General features: G+C 27.9%; 18 protein-coding genes. 2 read left to right on the top strand and 16 right to left on the bottom strand.

Features of this window, described 5'->3' with window-relative positions; all coding sequences use genetic code 11:
• Nucleotides 1–116 precede the first annotated feature (116 nt).
• The 4 genes from motB to polA are packed head-to-tail and all read right to left on the bottom strand — an operon-like array spanning nt 117 to nt 5,417.
• Nucleotides 117–845, bottom strand: a complete 729-nt coding sequence (motB, locus tag AVBRAN12642_RS07615; protein ID WP_336607411.1) for a flagellar motor protein MotB — start codon at nt 843–845, stop codon at nt 117–119.
• A 2-nt stretch (nt 846–847) separates the two neighbouring features.
• Nucleotides 848–1,621, bottom strand: a complete 774-nt coding sequence (gene motA, locus AVBRAN12642_RS07610; protein WP_214118320.1) for a flagellar motor stator protein MotA — start codon at nt 1,619–1,621, stop codon at nt 848–850.
• Nucleotides 1,622–1,656: 35 nt separating this feature from the next.
• Nucleotides 1,657–2,799 (bottom strand): GGDEF domain-containing protein, encoded by a 1,143-nt coding sequence (locus AVBRAN12642_RS07605; RefSeq protein WP_214118318.1) that lies wholly within the window; start codon nt 2,797–2,799, stop codon nt 1,657–1,659.
• Nucleotides 2,800–2,810: 11 nt separating this feature from the next.
• Nucleotides 2,811–5,417, bottom strand: a complete 2,607-nt coding sequence (gene polA / locus AVBRAN12642_RS07600; RefSeq protein WP_336608171.1) for a DNA polymerase I — start codon at nt 5,415–5,417, stop codon at nt 2,811–2,813.
• 130 nt (nt 5,418–5,547) lie between these two features.
• Between polA and AVBRAN12642_RS07595 the strand changes: the two genes are divergently transcribed.
• Nucleotides 5,548–6,468: a bile acid:sodium symporter family protein gene (locus AVBRAN12642_RS07595; protein ID WP_336607414.1), complete on the top strand. Its 921-nt coding sequence runs from the start codon at nt 5,548–5,550 to the stop codon at nt 6,466–6,468.
• An 81-nt stretch (nt 6,469–6,549) separates the two neighbouring features.
• On the opposite strand, the gene AVBRAN12642_RS07590 is transcribed toward AVBRAN12642_RS07595, so the two are convergent.
• From AVBRAN12642_RS07590 to AVBRAN12642_RS07580, 3 genes are read right to left on the bottom strand one after another with little or no spacing between them, the layout of a single operon-like run.
• Complete coding sequence (locus AVBRAN12642_RS07590; RefSeq protein ID WP_275591981.1) at nt 6,550–6,681, bottom strand: hypothetical protein; 132 nt, start codon at nt 6,679–6,681, stop codon at nt 6,550–6,552.
• A gap of 46 nt (nt 6,682–6,727) precedes the next feature.
• The gene (locus tag AVBRAN12642_RS07585; protein ID WP_214118312.1) at nt 6,728–6,883 is read right to left on the bottom strand and encodes a CstA-like transporter-associated (seleno)protein; all 156 of its coding nucleotides are present in this window, start codon (nt 6,881–6,883) and stop codon (nt 6,728–6,730) included.
• A 54-nt stretch (nt 6,884–6,937) separates the two neighbouring features.
• Nucleotides 6,938–7,459 carry a thermonuclease family protein gene (locus AVBRAN12642_RS07580; protein ID WP_250325170.1) on the bottom strand — a complete coding sequence of 174 codons (522 nt, stop codon included), beginning with the start codon at nt 7,457–7,459 and terminating at the stop codon, nt 6,938–6,940.
• Between the two features lie 53 nt (nt 7,460–7,512).
• Here AVBRAN12642_RS07580 and AVBRAN12642_RS07575 point away from each other — a divergent pair, with 53 nt between their 5' ends.
• Complete coding sequence (locus AVBRAN12642_RS07575) at nt 7,513–8,121, top strand: LysE/ArgO family amino acid transporter (RefSeq protein WP_336607415.1); 609 nt, start codon at nt 7,513–7,515, stop codon at nt 8,119–8,121.
• Nucleotides 8,122–8,301: 180 nt separating this feature from the next.
• Here AVBRAN12642_RS07575 and AVBRAN12642_RS07570 read toward each other — a convergent pair whose 3' ends face one another.
• From AVBRAN12642_RS07570 to napG, 9 genes are all read right to left on the bottom strand, one after another.
• A complete protein-coding gene (locus tag AVBRAN12642_RS07570; protein WP_336608170.1) occupies nt 8,302–8,616 on the bottom strand; it encodes a hypothetical protein in 315 nt (104 codons plus the stop codon).
• Between the two features lie 181 nt (nt 8,617–8,797).
• The gene (locus tag AVBRAN12642_RS07565) at nt 8,798–9,175 is read right to left on the bottom strand and encodes a TM2 domain-containing protein (RefSeq protein WP_336607417.1); all 378 of its coding nucleotides are present in this window, start codon (nt 9,173–9,175) and stop codon (nt 8,798–8,800) included.
• 178 nt (nt 9,176–9,353) lie between these two features.
• Nucleotides 9,354–9,512 (bottom strand): CstA-like transporter-associated (seleno)protein, encoded by a 159-nt coding sequence (locus tag AVBRAN12642_RS07560; protein WP_214118306.1) that lies wholly within the window; start codon nt 9,510–9,512, stop codon nt 9,354–9,356.
• Nucleotides 9,493–11,577: a carbon starvation CstA family protein gene (locus tag AVBRAN12642_RS07555; RefSeq protein ID WP_214118304.1), complete on the bottom strand. Its 2,085-nt coding sequence runs from the start codon at nt 11,575–11,577 to the stop codon at nt 9,493–9,495. Before AVBRAN12642_RS07555 ends, AVBRAN12642_RS07560 begins: the two co-directional genes overlap by 20 nt.
• A 133-nt stretch (nt 11,578–11,710) precedes the next feature.
• A complete protein-coding gene (locus AVBRAN12642_RS07550) occupies nt 11,711–12,022 on the bottom strand; it encodes a chaperone NapD (protein WP_214118302.1) in 312 nt (103 codons plus the stop codon).
• The gene (locus AVBRAN12642_RS07545) at nt 12,022–12,849 is read right to left on the bottom strand and encodes a hypothetical protein (protein ID WP_214118300.1); all 828 of its coding nucleotides are present in this window, start codon (nt 12,847–12,849) and stop codon (nt 12,022–12,024) included. Before AVBRAN12642_RS07545 ends, AVBRAN12642_RS07550 begins: the two co-directional genes overlap by 1 nt.
• Nucleotides 12,846–13,367 carry a nitrate reductase cytochrome c-type subunit gene (locus tag AVBRAN12642_RS07540; protein WP_214118292.1) on the bottom strand — a complete coding sequence of 174 codons (522 nt, stop codon included), beginning with the start codon at nt 13,365–13,367 and terminating at the stop codon, nt 12,846–12,848. The genes AVBRAN12642_RS07545 and AVBRAN12642_RS07540 overlap by 4 nt, the downstream gene beginning before the upstream one ends.
• The gene (napH, locus tag AVBRAN12642_RS07535; protein WP_336607418.1) at nt 13,364–14,167 is read right to left on the bottom strand and encodes a quinol dehydrogenase ferredoxin subunit NapH; all 804 of its coding nucleotides are present in this window, start codon (nt 14,165–14,167) and stop codon (nt 13,364–13,366) included. The genes AVBRAN12642_RS07540 and napH overlap by 4 nt, the downstream gene beginning before the upstream one ends.
• Nucleotides 14,167–14,919: a ferredoxin-type protein NapG gene (napG, locus tag AVBRAN12642_RS07530; RefSeq protein ID WP_336607419.1), complete on the bottom strand. Its 753-nt coding sequence runs from the start codon at nt 14,917–14,919 to the stop codon at nt 14,167–14,169. Before napG ends, napH begins: the two co-directional genes overlap by 1 nt.
• Between the last annotated feature and the right edge of the window lie 4 nt (nt 14,920–14,923).

Raw genomic sequence — 14,923 nt, 5'->3', positions numbered from 1 at the left:
GTAAAATAAGTATAAGGTTTTTATTATTAATTTATAAAAGATAAAAGTAATAAAAATGTAATATTTAAAGCTTTAAAAGAATTTGAAATCCCTTAAAACTTTAAATATATATAAAATTATTTAACTTTTTCTACTGCATCAAGTATTGTTTTTTGAGATTTTATATCGTTTATATCAGTTTTAAAATATAATTCAACTCTATTATTTTTTGCAGATTCTAAACTATTATTATCAAATCTAGGATTGTTTGCTCCATAGCTTTTGATACTAAGTTTTGATGAATCAACCCCGCTTTTAATAAGTATCTCAAGGACTTCTCTAGCTCTTGCAGTCGCTAAATCAAAACTTGTTAAATAACTATCATCATTATCGCTAAATCCACGAATTTCAAGCTGAACCCCATCTCCTAAGCCTTGCATTATCATTTTAATTCTTTTAAGATATAAAATATCATCACTATTTGCAACTCTAGTTTCGTCTTTGTTAAAAAACAATATTGAAGGAAGTTCCATATAAAATTGGTTTTCTCTTTGATCTAAAATAGCTTTTAGTTTTTCTATACTTTCTTGCTGATTTATATTTTGAGCTTGTAAAGCACGAGATTCTTCGTTATTTGATGGACTATGTTTGCCATCTGTTTTACTCTCTTTTTCTACCACCTGCGTGCTTGGAAAATCAAAAATCTTTACAAATTCTTTAGTTAAAGCCTTTGCTTTATCAGTATTTACCGAAGCAATAGCGTAAAGTGCGATAAATAACGCTAGTAATAATGAGAAAAAGTCTGCTAAAGGAACAGCCCATTTCTCGCATGCTGGTATTGGTGGGCACTTTTTTTTCTTAGACATTATTATTCACCAAATTGTGATTTAGGTACTAAACCATGTGGGAAATATAAAAATAGCTTTTGCTCTAAATCTCTTGGATTTGCACCTTCTGCTATACCAACTACCCCAGCCATCATAAGCTCTTTTTCTACTATTAAATCATGTCCGTTACCTTTGATTTTGTTTCCCCAAGGCACAAACACTCCATAACAACAATAAATCCCTGTAACCGTAGCCGTAAATGCACCCGCAATACCCATCGCCATTGCTTGCGGATTATCAAGTAATTGAAGTGCTAGCATAAGACCGCATACCGCTCCAACAAGTCCGAATGTAGGACAAGACTCACCTACACGACAAAAGAATTCCCTACACTCATCATAATAAGTTTCTGAATGAGAAATATCAAGCTCCATACTCTCTTTTATCTCTTCAACATCTTTACCATCAACCATCATCATCATTGCTGATTTTAAGTAGTGATTATCTATTTCAGCTACTTTTGGTTCAAGTGCTAAAAGCCCATCTTTTCTAGCAATAGAAGCAAATTCTATTAACTGATCGGTTCTTGCTTGAAAATTAACCCCACTACCTTTAAAAACTATTTTAAGCTCTTTAAAAGCTCCTTTTATAAAATATTTATTCGTTCCAACCATAGTAGAGAAAAATGCTGTTGGTAAAACGATTAAAACCGATGAAATATGAATAAGGTGTAATGGGTTACCACCTTCTAAAATATCCCCTACGCAAATAGATGTAAGAGCTAAAACCATTCCTAAGACCGTTGTTAAATCCACATTTTTTCCTTTATTTAAATCTTAAAATATTACATTCATTTAGTTAAAATTTCTTCATTATATACTTTTATGCAATTTTTGCCAGCATTTTTAGCAGCATACACTGCTAAATCGGTTTTTTTCATAAAATCATTAGAATTTGTAATAGTAGTAGGTAAAATTGTAGCCACTCCTATACTAATACTACTTTTCCATCTATCATCTAGCTTATTTCCTACTTGAATATTTAAACTTCTAGTAACATTTAAAAGTGTTTTTGCTAATAACATAGCACCATCAATATCTGTATTTGGTAGTAAAACAAAAAACTCATCTCCACCAAGTCTTGCTAAAACATCATCAGTTCTGATAGTTTCTTTGATTGTTTGCGAAAATTCTCTTAATACCTTATCGCCCATTTCGTGTCCATAAGTGTCATTTACTTCTTTAAAATTATCTAAATCAATCATTAAACCACTTGTAATTAACGAATTTTCCTTAGCTTCATTTAAAATAACTTCTAAAACTTCAAATAAATGTCTTCTATTTGGTAAATTTGTTAATACATCTGTTAAAGCTATACTTCTTAAAGTTTGATTTGTTGCTGCTAATTCTCTTGTTTTCTCTTTCACTTTTAATTCAAGATTTCTTTTAAGTTCTAATAATTCGCTATTTTTCTTAACTACAACATTTAAAAGATTACTAAGAGCTTTTACTAAAGGTGCTGTTTGCTTATTTTCATTTTGAACTACTATCTCATAAGCTTCTTTAGCTTCAAGACCTTGATTAATTAATTCTATTTGTTTTGCCATATTTTGGTCAATCCCTAAAATATGAAAAGCAAGCCAAGAAATCAAAAACTCTAACAAACTCTTAACAGCTTCTTTATTAGTGCCATCTCCAACATCATCATATAATTGCTTAGTTTGTTCTATAAACATTTTATGACTTAATTTATGCTCTTGAAAAAAATCACTAAAAATATTTACATTTTGCATTAGCATTTCTTCTTCTGAAAAATGCTCTTTAGCATAGTTTAAAATACCATTAAAAGCTTCATCTAATTCGTTTTTATTTAAATTCTTTTCGCTTAATTTTAAAGCTAGTTCATTTATTAATTGCACTAAATAATAATGCTGCTTATCAACATTATCAATATTTGTTTCATAGTCTTTATTCCAAGCAAATATTATTTCCATAACCTTTCCCTTTATTTTAATTTATCCCAACTTTTCCCAACACTCAAACTCGTTTTTAGTTTAACTTTTAAACCATAAGCATTTTCCATTATATTTTGAGCTATTTTTGAAAATTCCAATACATATTCATCTTTTACTTCAAAAATTAACTCATCGTGAATTTGCAATATCAATTTTGCATTTTCACTCAAATATGGATAAATCTTAATCATAGCTAATTTAATTAAATCTGCTGCCGAACCTTGCAAAATGCTATTTATACATTCTCTATCGTTTGCATTATTTATCTTAATATCATTTGTATATTTGAAAAATCTTTTCCTACCTAAAAGCGTTTTGATATAACCTAAATCTTTTGTTTGTTTTTTTGTATTTTCAAAATATTCTTTAATCAAACTAAAAGAAGCAAAATATTTTTTAATATAATCACTAGCATCACTATATGGTATTTTTAACTCTTCACTAAGTCTTCTAGCACCCATTCCATAAATTAGACCAAAATTTATGCTTTTTGCATAATTTCTTTTATCTTTATCGCTCGTGCCAAAAATCTCAATAGCAGTTCTTGTATGAATGTCTTCATCAAATAAAAATGCTTTTAATAAATTTTCATCTTGGCTAAAATGAGCCAACATTCTAAGCTCAATTTGAGAATAATCAAGACTAATAAATGAATAACCAGTTTGCGGGATAAAAGCTTCTTTTAAATAACTTGCGTATTTGCTTCTAGCAGGGATATTTTGTAGATTTGGATTATTTGAGCTAAGTCTTCCTGTTGCTGTGCCTGTTTGTAAAAAGTTTGAACGCACTTTGAAATTCTCTTGATTATTTATATTTAACTCAAGTAATGGTAAAACATAGGTGCTAAGGACTTTGCTAGCGGTTCTATATTCTAAAATCAATTCAGCAATAGGATGCTCTATGCTTTGCAAGGCTGCTTCATTGGTTGAGCCTTTATGATTATCAGGTAGTTTTAATTTATCATATAAAATCTCTTTAAGTTGCTTTGGAGAATTTAAATTAAAGCTTAAGCCAACCATATTAAATATCTGATTTTCTAATTCTTTTAAATTAAGTTCTAATATATTTTGAAGATTTAATAATTTTTCTTTATTTAGTGTAATTCCATTATTTTCTAAAGAAATTAAAACTTTAATAAACTCACATTCAAAATCAAATTCTTTTTTGCGTTCATCATCTAAGTTTTTAAAAGCGTGTTCATAAATTGCTTTAGTTATAAACGCATCTTCACTTGCATATTCACAAGCTAATTTGGTATCAATATCGCTAAAATTTTCGCCCTTTTTAACTACTTCTTCATAAGCTAAACAAGTATAATCAAAATACTCCTTAGCAAGATAATCAAGTGAGTATTTAGAACTTGAATCAAGTAGCCAAGCAGCTATCATACTATCTTTAAATTTCTTTGGATACGAAATACCTAAATCATTTTTCAGCATTTTTAAATCAAATTTTAAATTATGACCTATTATTACTTTTTCAAATATCTTATTTATAGCTTTTATAGCATCTTCTTTAGCAATATTTTTTGCATTTTTATGTAGTATTGGAACATAATAGCTTTTATCTTGATTGCAAAACGAAAATCCAACTATCTTATCATCATAATTAAGCCCTGTTGTTTCGGTGTCAAATCCAACCTCATCACCTAAATTGTCTATAATCTTAAATAATTCTTCTTTATCATCTAATAAGGTTTTTGTATATTTTAAGCTTACTTGTTTTTCTTCTTTTATCTCGCTTTGTTTATCTATAAATTTTAAGAATTTAAATAATTCAAATTCTCTTAATTCATCTTCAATATTATTAAATATATTAATACTTGGCTTACTAGCCTTGCTTAGAAAATCTCCTAAAGGCAAATCATCAACTAATTTTGCTAATTTTTTAGATAAAACCGCATCATCTTTATGTTCGGCTAATTTTTTTTGAGAACTTTTATTGCCTAATACATTTAGATTTTTATATACATTATCAAGGCTATCGTATTCGTTTAATAATTTTTTAGCAGCAACTGGTCCAATACCAGGAATACCTTTAAAATTATCAGCACTATCGCCTACTAAGGTTAAATAATCAAGCATTTGATAAGGCTTAACTCCAAATTTCTCAATACAAGCTAACTCATTTATAATCTCATAATTCTTACCAATTAACTCGGTATTATTATCATCAAGCAATTGATAAAGGTCTTTATCGGTTGAATAAATGCTAGTAAATAAGCCTTGTTGCTTAGCAAACTTACTAACACTAGCAATAATATCATCAGCTTCATAATTAGGAATTTCTATTGATAAAAATCCTGATTTTTTAATAAGCTCGATACATACTGGAATTTGCTCTTTTAATTCAGGCTCTAATTCTTTTCTATTAGCCTTATAATCAGGCAAAAGCTCTTTTCTAAATGACCCGCCCGAGCTATCTAGTGCAAAAACTACATAATCACATTCAATTTCTTCAACAATTTTTAACATAAAATTTAATAAACCAAATATCATTCCTATTGGTTTTTCATCTTTTGCACTTTTTAAATTCCTCATCGCATAATAAGAGCGAAATAGCACATTTAAAGTATCTACTACTATTATTTTTTTCATATTTTCTACCTTTGATTTTGCCTTTATGTTATCAAAAGAATAATTAATAAAACTAATAAAAACTAATTTTCATTTTTAATTTACTTTAAAGTTTAATTTAATAAATTTCGTGTTTTTTAAAGGAGATTTTATGAAAAAAATTAGCGATTTTATTTCAAAAAATTTAGCTATTTTGGTTTTAGTTTGCACTGCTTTTGCTTTGTTTTATCCAAGTATTTCTAATATTATTAAGACAAGTTATGTTAATTATTTGCTTGGAATTATTATGTTTGGAATGGGGCTTAGCGTTAGAGCTAGTGATTTTAAGGAATTATTTTTAAGACCTAAAGATGTGATTATAGGTATTTTTGCACAATTTATAATAATGCCTTTTATAGCTTTTGTTTTGATTTTTGTTTTCAAACTTGATAGTGCTTTAGCAATAGGTGTTGCTTTAGTTGGTGCTTGTCCTGGTGGCACTAGCTCAAATGTGATTAGCTACCTAGCAAAAGCTGATGTTGCTTTATCAGTTAGTATTACAAGCTGCACTACGATTTTAGCTCCGATAATTACTCCATTTATTACTTATTTATTAGTTGGAAAAAGCATTGATATTAACGCTATTTCAATGTTTATTAGCATTATTCAAGTGATTATTATTCCTATTTTATTAGGTGTTTTAGCTCATAAATTTTTACCTAAAATTACTGAAAAATTACAAGATATTTTGCCACTTATTTCAACATTTGGAATTGTAGCTATAGTAATGAGTGTAGTTGGTGCAAATGCAACAAAAATCTTAGATAATTTAGGCATTATTTTAATAGTTGTAATGCTTCATAATGTCTTAGGCTATCTTTTAGGCTTTTTTGCGGGAAAAATCTTTAAATTAGAATTAGCAAAACAAAAAACTCTAGCAATAGAAGTAGGAATGCAAAACTCAGGCTTAGCTACTTCATTAGCAACTACTCATTTTGCTGCTTATCCTTTAGCTGCTGTTGTGGCTGCTTTATTTAGCGTATGGCACAATATTTCAGGTGGGATTTTAGCAACAATTTTTAGAAGATTTTAATATTTGAAATTCCTATTTTAATTTTAAAATAGGAATTATTTTAAATTAACTTGTAAAACTAAACTAGCTTCTTTTAAATAATCAACAACTTTTTTTAATCGTTTTAAATTCTTCTTCACTTTTTGGCTTTTCGCCTGTTTTTTCACATTCAGCTAAGTATTTTTCATAGCTTTGAGTTTTTGTTTTAAAAAATGCTTTAAGCTTTTTAAACATTGCTTGTCCTTTATCTTGTATAAGCAAACTTGCTTCTTAATTAACCTCAAGCACAATTAGAATTTAAACGCTCTTTCTCACGCTTTAAAAATTCTTCTTTGCTTAAAGGCTCTTCATTTGGGTATTTTTCCTTATGTTCTCTTAAATAAGCTTCATAATCAGGAATACCACAAGCTGCTTTGAGTTTATCAAAAAATCCCATAGCTTTCTCCTTAAGTTAAAATAAAATCTAAAGATAACATAAAAGATTTGCTAATCAATCTCTTTTATGCTCTAATCTAAATTCTCTTGGATTTTGTGGATTTTTACCTTGCCATAATCCTAATTTATTGGCTCTTGCGTATTTTTCATCATCTAAATATTTTTTCGTATAGTTTTGATACGACCACGCACAACCATTTCTTACCATTGCTTTATTTATATCTTCACCATTAGCATAGACAATACCTACAACCCGTCCATATTTATCTTTGTCTTTAATCTCTAACTTAATATCTTTATTTTTAAGAAAATCACTTAGCATATTTTTACAAAATTGCCCGTATTCTTGAGCGCTTTCTGGTGCGTCTATACCATAAAATCTCACTTTGATTTTTTCTCCTTTGCTAAGCAAAACTATAGTATCTCCATCACTTACTTTTTCTAGTGAATACTCTTTAGTAAAAGAAGTAAAATAAGAAAAATTTGCAACTACTAAAAAAATAATTAAAGCAATTATTTGATATTTAAATGGTAATTTTTTAATTAATTGCATTTGTGCTTTTGTTGGTTTTTTCATATTAATCCTTAAAATTATTTTTTATATAATATTATTTTTAAAAGGATTTTACAATGGTTTTTATAAAAGGTTTTATATTAATATTATCATTAATTGTTGCTATCGGAGCTCAAAATATGTTTGTAATAAAACAAGCAATATTAAAAAATCATATAATTTTAATATGCAGTATTTGTTTTATTTGCGATGCTATTTTACTTACTTGTGGAGTATTTGGAGTTGGTAAAGTATTATTAAAAAACGAAACAATAAGTTTAATAGTTACAATTTTAGGTATATTATTTTTAATCACTTATGCGATGATTTCACTAAAATCAGCCTTTATGAACACTAATTGTGATTTTCACAATGATAATGAAAAATTAAGTGTAAAAAAAGCAATAATTTTAACCTTAGCAATTACTTTACTAAACCCACATGTTTATTTAGATACCATATTTTTAGTTGGAGCAAACGCTATAAATATTCAACAAAATGAAAGGATATTATTTTTCTTAGGTGGTGTATGTGCTTCTTTTTTGTGGTTTTTTTCTTTAGGATTAGGAGTTAGTAAAATTAGTAAAATACTTTTAAATAAAAAAATATATTTTTTTATAGAAATATTAACTAGCTTAATAATGATTTATATAGCTTATGATTTATTAAAAATTTTAATCAATTAGCCATAAAATAGCTTTTTTGTTATTATTTTACGCTTTTTAATTTTAACTTCTTGATGATTTTAAATTCTAGTATTTAAAAAATTAGTCTAATCATAATTTTAATTTTTATTTATACATTAAGCTTTATTATAAAAATAACAGAGCTTAATGTTTTTATAACTTTAAGATAAAAATATTAAATCAGTTTTGTGTCTTATTTTTATTCTTAGCTTTTTGTACAAAATATAATGCTATTAACGCTATTACAAATCCTAAGATAAAAGTTAAACCATAAGAAGCATATAGTTCTAATGCCAAACGCTCTTGCGATATAAATTTATCAAATTCCCCTACACTTTTTACTAAGTTAATTGTTTCTTCAATATTTTTCAACGAGTTATAAGGGTTATTAGGATTCTTTAAATACAACATAAAAGCAAATACCTTAGTGCTAAATAAACTAGCAGCTATTAAACCTACAATAACACCAATACCGATATTTTTCATTTTTTTCATTTTTTTCCTTTAATTTTATTTTCTTTATTTTTAAATTTAAAATGGATTAAAGGCAAAATATAGGCAAAATAACTTTGCAATATTTAATCTTACAAATTATTTAGCTTTTAATAATTCTGTTATATGCTATTATCTTTTGCACTAATTTTGCCGTTATTTGGTATTGACAACCAATTATTACTTAGCCTATAGCCTGTAAAATTTTTTGGTAATTACTTTGTTGAATTGCTTTATATACAAAATAAATATCTATTAAAACATAAATATATAAAGCCCATAAAATAAATATCCCTATAAAAAGAAGCATACTAATTAAGCCTATTAAAAATATTCCTAATTTTAAAAAACCTAAAGACCTATTACCTTGATAAAACCTATCAATACCTAATATCCCGAAGAAAAACCCTAAATTCATTGCCAATATAGGGTGTTTGTAATTAATACAAGAAAGATTTTTAAATTTTTCTTCACTTAAGCTGTCAAGTTTATTGCTTAGCATAAACTTTTGCTCGCTTGATATTTTATTATCAAGCAACATTAAATAAGAACTTTTGTCCATAATGACTCCTTTGATTAAATAAAAGAGCTATTGTAATACCCCCCCCCGCTAACAAGAAGTTAATGGATTAAAATTATTTAATAATTATTCAAGATTTTTAAAAATAAAATTATAAAAAAAGATAAAAATATTTGCTAATAAAGATAATTTGTATTAGCTAACTAGCTACTTAAATTTATCAGCATTTTGTTTTACGCTTGCTTGTTTGTTCTATGAAAAACTCCTTTTTAGTTAAAGGAGTTTTATCAGGGTGCATTTTCTTAAAATGCTCTAAATATTTTTCATAATCAGGTGCTCCAAGCATTGCGTAAAAAAACTCACGAAGCTGCTTTTTCATAAACCACTTCTTTAAGTGGAATGCTAAACCTATTAGAATAACTTTCTTTCCAAATTAGAACGAATTTAATTCCAACTATTATGGTAACTAATAAGAAGAAAATCGTTAAAATAGCATTTACTACATTAGAATGTGCTACTTGTTTAGCTTTATTAAATTCTTTTAAAGTCGCTTCACTATTATCTCCTGCATTAATTTTTACTAATAATTCATCAGCTTTAGCAAAATTAATTTGAGCTGTTGCTACGTGAGAAATTGAGTTTGCGATTTTGCTTTCACTTTGTGGTAATACCTTTGCAATACCTGCTGTAAATGTAGTTGAGATTACAAAAAGCGCAGGTAAAACAATAGCTAAGATATACTTTCTTTTTCCCATTTTAATAAATACAGAGCCACATAAAAACATAGCAACTACTGCTAAAAGTTGATTTGATACGCCAAAAAGCGACCAAAGTGAATAAATTCCGCCAAGTGGGTCAATCGCACCACCATATAAGAACCAGCCCCATCCAGCAACACAAATTAAAGTAGCGAATATATTTGCTCCTAAATTACTTGTGTTTGCAAGTGGCTTATAAACATTTCCTAACATATCTTGAACCATAAATCTACAAGTTCTAGTTCCCGCATCAACTGCTGTTAAGATAAATAATGCTTCAAATAAAATAGCGAAGTGATACCAAAATGCCATCATTTCCTTTCCACCGATTAGCTCGTGAATAATTAATGATAAACCTATTGCAAATGTAGGTGCTCCACCTGTTCTACTTAATATAGTGCTCTCACCTATATCATTAGCAAGTGTTTGAATATCAGCAGGAGTTACGCTAAATCCCCAAGCACTAATAGCTGCACTCGCACTCTCAAGTGTCGTGCCTATAATTGCTGGTGCTGAATTTATTGCAAAATATACTCCAGGTTGAAGTATACAAGCAGCAATTAAAGCCATAATAGCAACTGCACTCTCCATTAACATTGAGCCATAGCCTACCATTTTTGCTTGTGTTTCATTTTCTAGCATTTTTGGACTTGTTCCACTAGAAATTAATGCGTGAAAGCCTGAAATCGCCCCACAAGCAATATTTATGAATAAAAATGGAAATAATCCACCTGCAAACACAGGGCCTGTGCCATCTATAAAATGTGTAACTTTTGCCATTTTAATTTCAGGAGAAACTAAAACAACACAAATAGCCATTATCAAAATTACACCAATTTTTAAAAATGTTGAAAGATAATCTCTTGGTGCAAGTAAAAACCAAACTGGTAAAATCGCAGCTATCATTCCATAGCCCATCATTATAAAGCTAAGTTCAAGAACGCTAAAATCAAAATGTCTTGCTAAATCAGGGTCGTTTGATACAACTTTTCCTAAATATAAAGCTATCATAAGTAAAACAAAGCCAATTATACTAGCTTCTCCGACTGCACCTGGGCGAATAAATCTCATATAAATTCCCATAAAAATAGCAATAGGAATTGTTGAAGCTATTGTAAATGTCCCCCAAGGAGAATGTGCTAAAGCTTTTACAACAACCATAGCTAAAATAGCAATGATAATTAGCATAATAAGAAAAATTCCTATCATAGAAACAACACCAACGAAATTCCCCATCTCGTCTTTAATCATTTCGCCAAGACTTTTTCCACCGCGTCTGCTTGATACAAAAAGCACAACAAAATCATGCACGCTACCAACCAAAACACCACCAATTAATATCCATAATACACTAGGCAAATATCCCATTTGAGCTGCTAGGATTGGTCCAACAAGTGGTCCTGCACCTGCAATTGCAGCAAAGTGATGGCCAAATAAAACATATTTGTTTGTAGGAACAAAGTCTTTTCCATCGTTAAGTGCTACAGCAGGAGTAATCTTAGTAGCATCAACGCCGCAAAGCTTAGTTTCTATAAACAAAGCATAAAATCTATAGCCGATTGTATAAATACAAACAGCAGCTACAACTATCCAAGCAGCATTTATTGTTTCGCCATTATTTAAAGCAATAACGCCCATACAAAATGCTCCAAGAATAGCAACAACTATCCATAAAAGCTTATTCATAGCTTCTCCTTAAAAATAAATTAATTTTTTAATCTAATTAAAAATGTGAGTAAGTATTATAATCTAAAATTATAATACTTATAAGAATTTTATATTAAAAGATAAAAATATAAAAAAATTACGAGTTAAATTATTAATATTTATTATAAATGTTTCCATAATACTCAATATTCTCTGCATTGCCTAAAGCATTTACTTTATCTGCTATTTTTTGAGCGTTAATTTCTAAATCAAATTCACTAGCTTCACTAAAAGCCATATTAACATCTATAACACTATCTAATCGCTTAATGGCATTAAAAGTTGCTAAAGTATTGTCAAAATCACTAGCTTCAATTAAAACGATAAATTTTTTATCAATTACTTGCTCTATGTTGGCATCTTTTATATTTTTTATTTCGTTTTCAAATTCTTCATTTGCAATAACTACTAAAGATGAAATCATTAAAAATCCTTTTTGTATAAAATTTTTGAATAAGCATTGAGCTTTAATGTATTTTTATCAAATAATATTGAATTAAGATATAAATTACCTATATTTATTTTATCCTTACCTATACAAATATTATTTTCTAAATCGCAAGAATAAGCAAAATTTAAATTATCACTTAAAGCGCAATTATAAACTAAATTATCACTTTCTATATTAGTAATTTCATTTAATTTATCATCATTAATTATAACTTTTCTATCAGTTGAGCAAGAGATAATATTATCTTTTTTATAATCTACATTATAAATATTATCTTTATGAACTTCCTTGCTTATAAAATCATTAGAATTTAAATCATAAACAACTATTTTTCCACTTTCAAATCCTAAAGCAATTTTTGCCTTTTCTTTATTAATACTTGCAGCATTTATGCTTGCGTTTGAAAAATGAACTTTTTTTATTAAGTTAAATGATAAATCTCTTATGATTAGTTCGCTTCCTAAAGAAGTAAGAATTATTTTATCTTTATATAAAAATGCCTTATTAATATCGCTTGAGATTTTAAATTTCAATAATTTATTATCTTTATAAATGTTTAAAGTCTTTAACCCATCTTTTGAACTAATTGCTAAAATGCTACTATCGTAATCATCAATAAAAATAATATTATCATCAAGGCTTAAAACCTTATCATTATTTTTATAAATATCATTGCCACACGCTACAAATTCATTATTGATATAATTTATATAACAATCATATTCTAAATATTCTAATTCATTTAGGTTTAGCTCACTTGCTAAACCTAAACTAGCTATAAATAATAGCAATTTTTTCACTTTAATCCTTCATTTATTACATCAAGTAAATTTGAACGATGTTTGCCTAATTCATCATTTCTAAAATCAGGCTTAAATGTGTTTTTGATTCCACTATCAATATTTGCTTGTGGTGCGTGGCATTGAACGCAGTTATATCTTGCTTGAGATATAGAATCAAGTTTTTTCTCATTTCTTAAATCATAATAATGGCTTGCTGGCATAGGAGTTGCTTCTTCAATACTAAGCTTTACACGCTCATTGTCAGCACCTAAATCATGACAGCTAAGACACATATTATTATCTTGAGTAATTGGTAAAAAATCTTCTACATTGTGTGGAATTTGTGGTGGAGCATTTAAATAAGCTCTTTCAAAACGCTCTGCTTCTCCAGCTTCTTTTTCAGAGTATGTAAAATTCTTGATTTCTAATTTTGTTTCATCGTTTAGTGAATGTTTTCTTAAACCAATTTCAGTATCACTCACACTAGCAGCAATCAACAAACTACTAGCAGCTAAACTTAAAAATATTTTTTTCATTTTTTTCCTTTCAAAAAATTAATTAAATTAAAATTAAGTGCATCATCATCGCATACTTCAATACATCTAGCACACTTAATGCACTCACTATTGCTAACATTACCACTATATTTTGTAATAAGTGATAATACTTGAGCTTCTGGACAAATCATTTTGCATTTCATACATTTAGTGCATTTATTTAAATCATAACTTACTTTTAACATAGCAAATTTTGAAATTAAACTATAAAAAGCACCTAATGGACAAAGATGCGAACAAACTAAATTCCTTTGCACAAATAAATCAAGTAAAAATATAATAATTGCAACAAATATAGCCGAAGTTTGCATAAAAATTATTCCCCTAGTAATTATTCCTATATGAGAATACTTTTCAAATACTGGCTCATTTGCTATCAAACACAAAATCAAAATACTAAATAATATAAAATATCTAGTGTTTTGTTTAAAATTAGTCAGCTTAGAGCTTTTAAAACTTGTGTTTTGCTTGATAAAATCTGCTAAATTTGTAATCAAATTAACAGGACAAACAAAAGAACAAAATGCGCGACCCAAAAATAAAGCATAAATAATAAAAACTAAAAATGCAGATATAAATAATCCCACATTAAGAGTAAAAGTTGCTAAAAATATTTGCAAATATGCAAAAGGATCGCTTAAGCTAATACTATTAAATAATAGCGAAGAGCTAAGATTTCCTTTTAAAATAAAATCAGCACTAGGTAATAGAAATAAAACTAAAAGTCCTAATTGGATAAATCTTCTTAAAATCAAATATTTATTTTTTAATATCTTCATTAAAATTCTCCATCATTTAGGTAATTTATAGCTTTTTTCTCATCGTGTTTTTTGCTAGTATCTATGTGTTTTAATCTTTCATCATCACCACTAATCCAGCCTTTAACATAATTATCATTTCTCTCACCCAATATAAAACTAGTAGGCAAAATAACAATAGCTGGCTTTTTAGTAATACAAACTTTTTCACATAAACCACAACCCACACAATAATCATAATCAACCTTAGGCACTAACATTGCATGTTTTTTAGTTCGCTCATTTCTTTTATATTCAAGCTTTAAAGCTTTATCTATAAAAGGACACGCCCTATAGCAAGCATCACATTGAATTCCAAAATGAGCTACACAAGAGCTTTCATCTACTATTGCACGACCAATATTTACTAAAGAAATTTTATTAATACTTTTATCTAGCGCATCTGTCGGACAAGCCTTAATACAAGGCAAATCATCGCATAAATAGCAAGGAATTTCATTTGCACTAAATTTAGGAGTTCCTAAACTAGCAAATTCCCCTATCTTAGCTAAACTTAAAGTATTATAAGGGCAAGCTTTTACACATTTAGCACAACGAATGCAATTAGCCAAAAAATGTTTTTCACTAACAACTCCTGGTGGGCGTAGAAAAAAACTCTTTTTAAGTTCAATTTTGCTTTCACTTTTTGGTGTATCGTTTAGTTTGAATATGCTAAAAGTTCCAACACCAACCGCTAAAATCTTTATAGTATTTGTAAAAAATTGCCTTCTCATAAAT

Origin of the sequence: Campylobacter sp. RM12642, from assembly GCF_020137635.1 — a bacterium.
Classification (GTDB): Bacteria; Campylobacterota; Campylobacteria; order Campylobacterales; family Campylobacteraceae; genus Campylobacter_E.
This window is presented reverse-complemented; position numbering and strand designations above follow the sequence as displayed.

What these genes read in the sequence shown, in the direction of transcription:
- napH (WP_336607418.1), bottom strand. Translation starts at nt 14,167, where the DNA reads ATGAAGATATTAAAAAATAAATATTTGATTTTAAGAAGATTTATCCAA.
- polA (WP_336608171.1), bottom strand. Translation starts at nt 5,417, where the DNA reads ATGAAAAAAATAATAGTAGTAGATACTTTAAATGTGCTATTTCGCTCT.
- AVBRAN12642_RS07605 (WP_214118318.1), bottom strand. Translation starts at nt 2,799, where the DNA reads ATGGAAATAATATTTGCTTGGAATAAAGACTATGAAACAAATATTGAT.
- AVBRAN12642_RS07550 (WP_214118302.1), bottom strand. Translation starts at nt 12,022, where the DNA reads ATGATTTCATCTTTAGTAGTTATTGCAAATGAAGAATTTGAAAACGAA.
- AVBRAN12642_RS07565 (WP_336607417.1), bottom strand. Translation starts at nt 9,175, where the DNA reads ATGGACAAAAGTTCTTATTTAATGTTGCTTGATAATAAAATATCAAGC.
- AVBRAN12642_RS07595 (WP_336607414.1), top strand. Translation starts at nt 5,548, where the DNA reads ATGAAAAAAATTAGCGATTTTATTTCAAAAAATTTAGCTATTTTGGTT.
- AVBRAN12642_RS07560 (WP_214118306.1), bottom strand. Translation starts at nt 9,512, where the DNA reads ATGAAAAAGCAGCTTCGTGAGTTTTTTTACGCAATGCTTGGAGCACCT.
- motB (WP_336607411.1), bottom strand. Translation starts at nt 845, where the DNA reads ATGTCTAAGAAAAAAAAGTGCCCACCAATACCAGCATGCGAGAAATGG.
- AVBRAN12642_RS07570 (WP_336608170.1), bottom strand. Translation starts at nt 8,616, where the DNA reads ATGAAAAAAATGAAAAATATCGGTATTGGTGTTATTGTAGGTTTAATA.
- AVBRAN12642_RS07540 (WP_214118292.1), bottom strand. Translation starts at nt 13,367, where the DNA reads ATGAAAAAAATATTTTTAAGTTTAGCTGCTAGTAGTTTGTTGATTGCT.
- AVBRAN12642_RS07580 (WP_250325170.1), bottom strand. Translation starts at nt 7,459, where the DNA reads ATGAAAAAACCAACAAAAGCACAAATGCAATTAATTAAAAAATTACCA.
- napG (WP_336607419.1), bottom strand. Translation starts at nt 14,919, where the DNA reads ATGAGAAGGCAATTTTTTACAAATACTATAAAGATTTTAGCGGTTGGT.
- AVBRAN12642_RS07590 (WP_275591981.1), bottom strand. Translation starts at nt 6,681, where the DNA reads ATGTTTAAAAAGCTTAAAGCATTTTTTAAAACAAAAACTCAAAGCTAT.
- AVBRAN12642_RS07555 (WP_214118304.1), bottom strand. Translation starts at nt 11,577, where the DNA reads ATGAATAAGCTTTTATGGATAGTTGTTGCTATTCTTGGAGCATTTTGT.
- AVBRAN12642_RS07585 (WP_214118312.1), bottom strand. Translation starts at nt 6,883, where the DNA reads ATGGGATTTTTTGATAAACTCAAAGCAGCTTGTGGTATTCCTGATTAT.
- AVBRAN12642_RS07575 (WP_336607415.1), top strand. Translation starts at nt 7,513, where the DNA reads ATGGTTTTTATAAAAGGTTTTATATTAATATTATCATTAATTGTTGCT.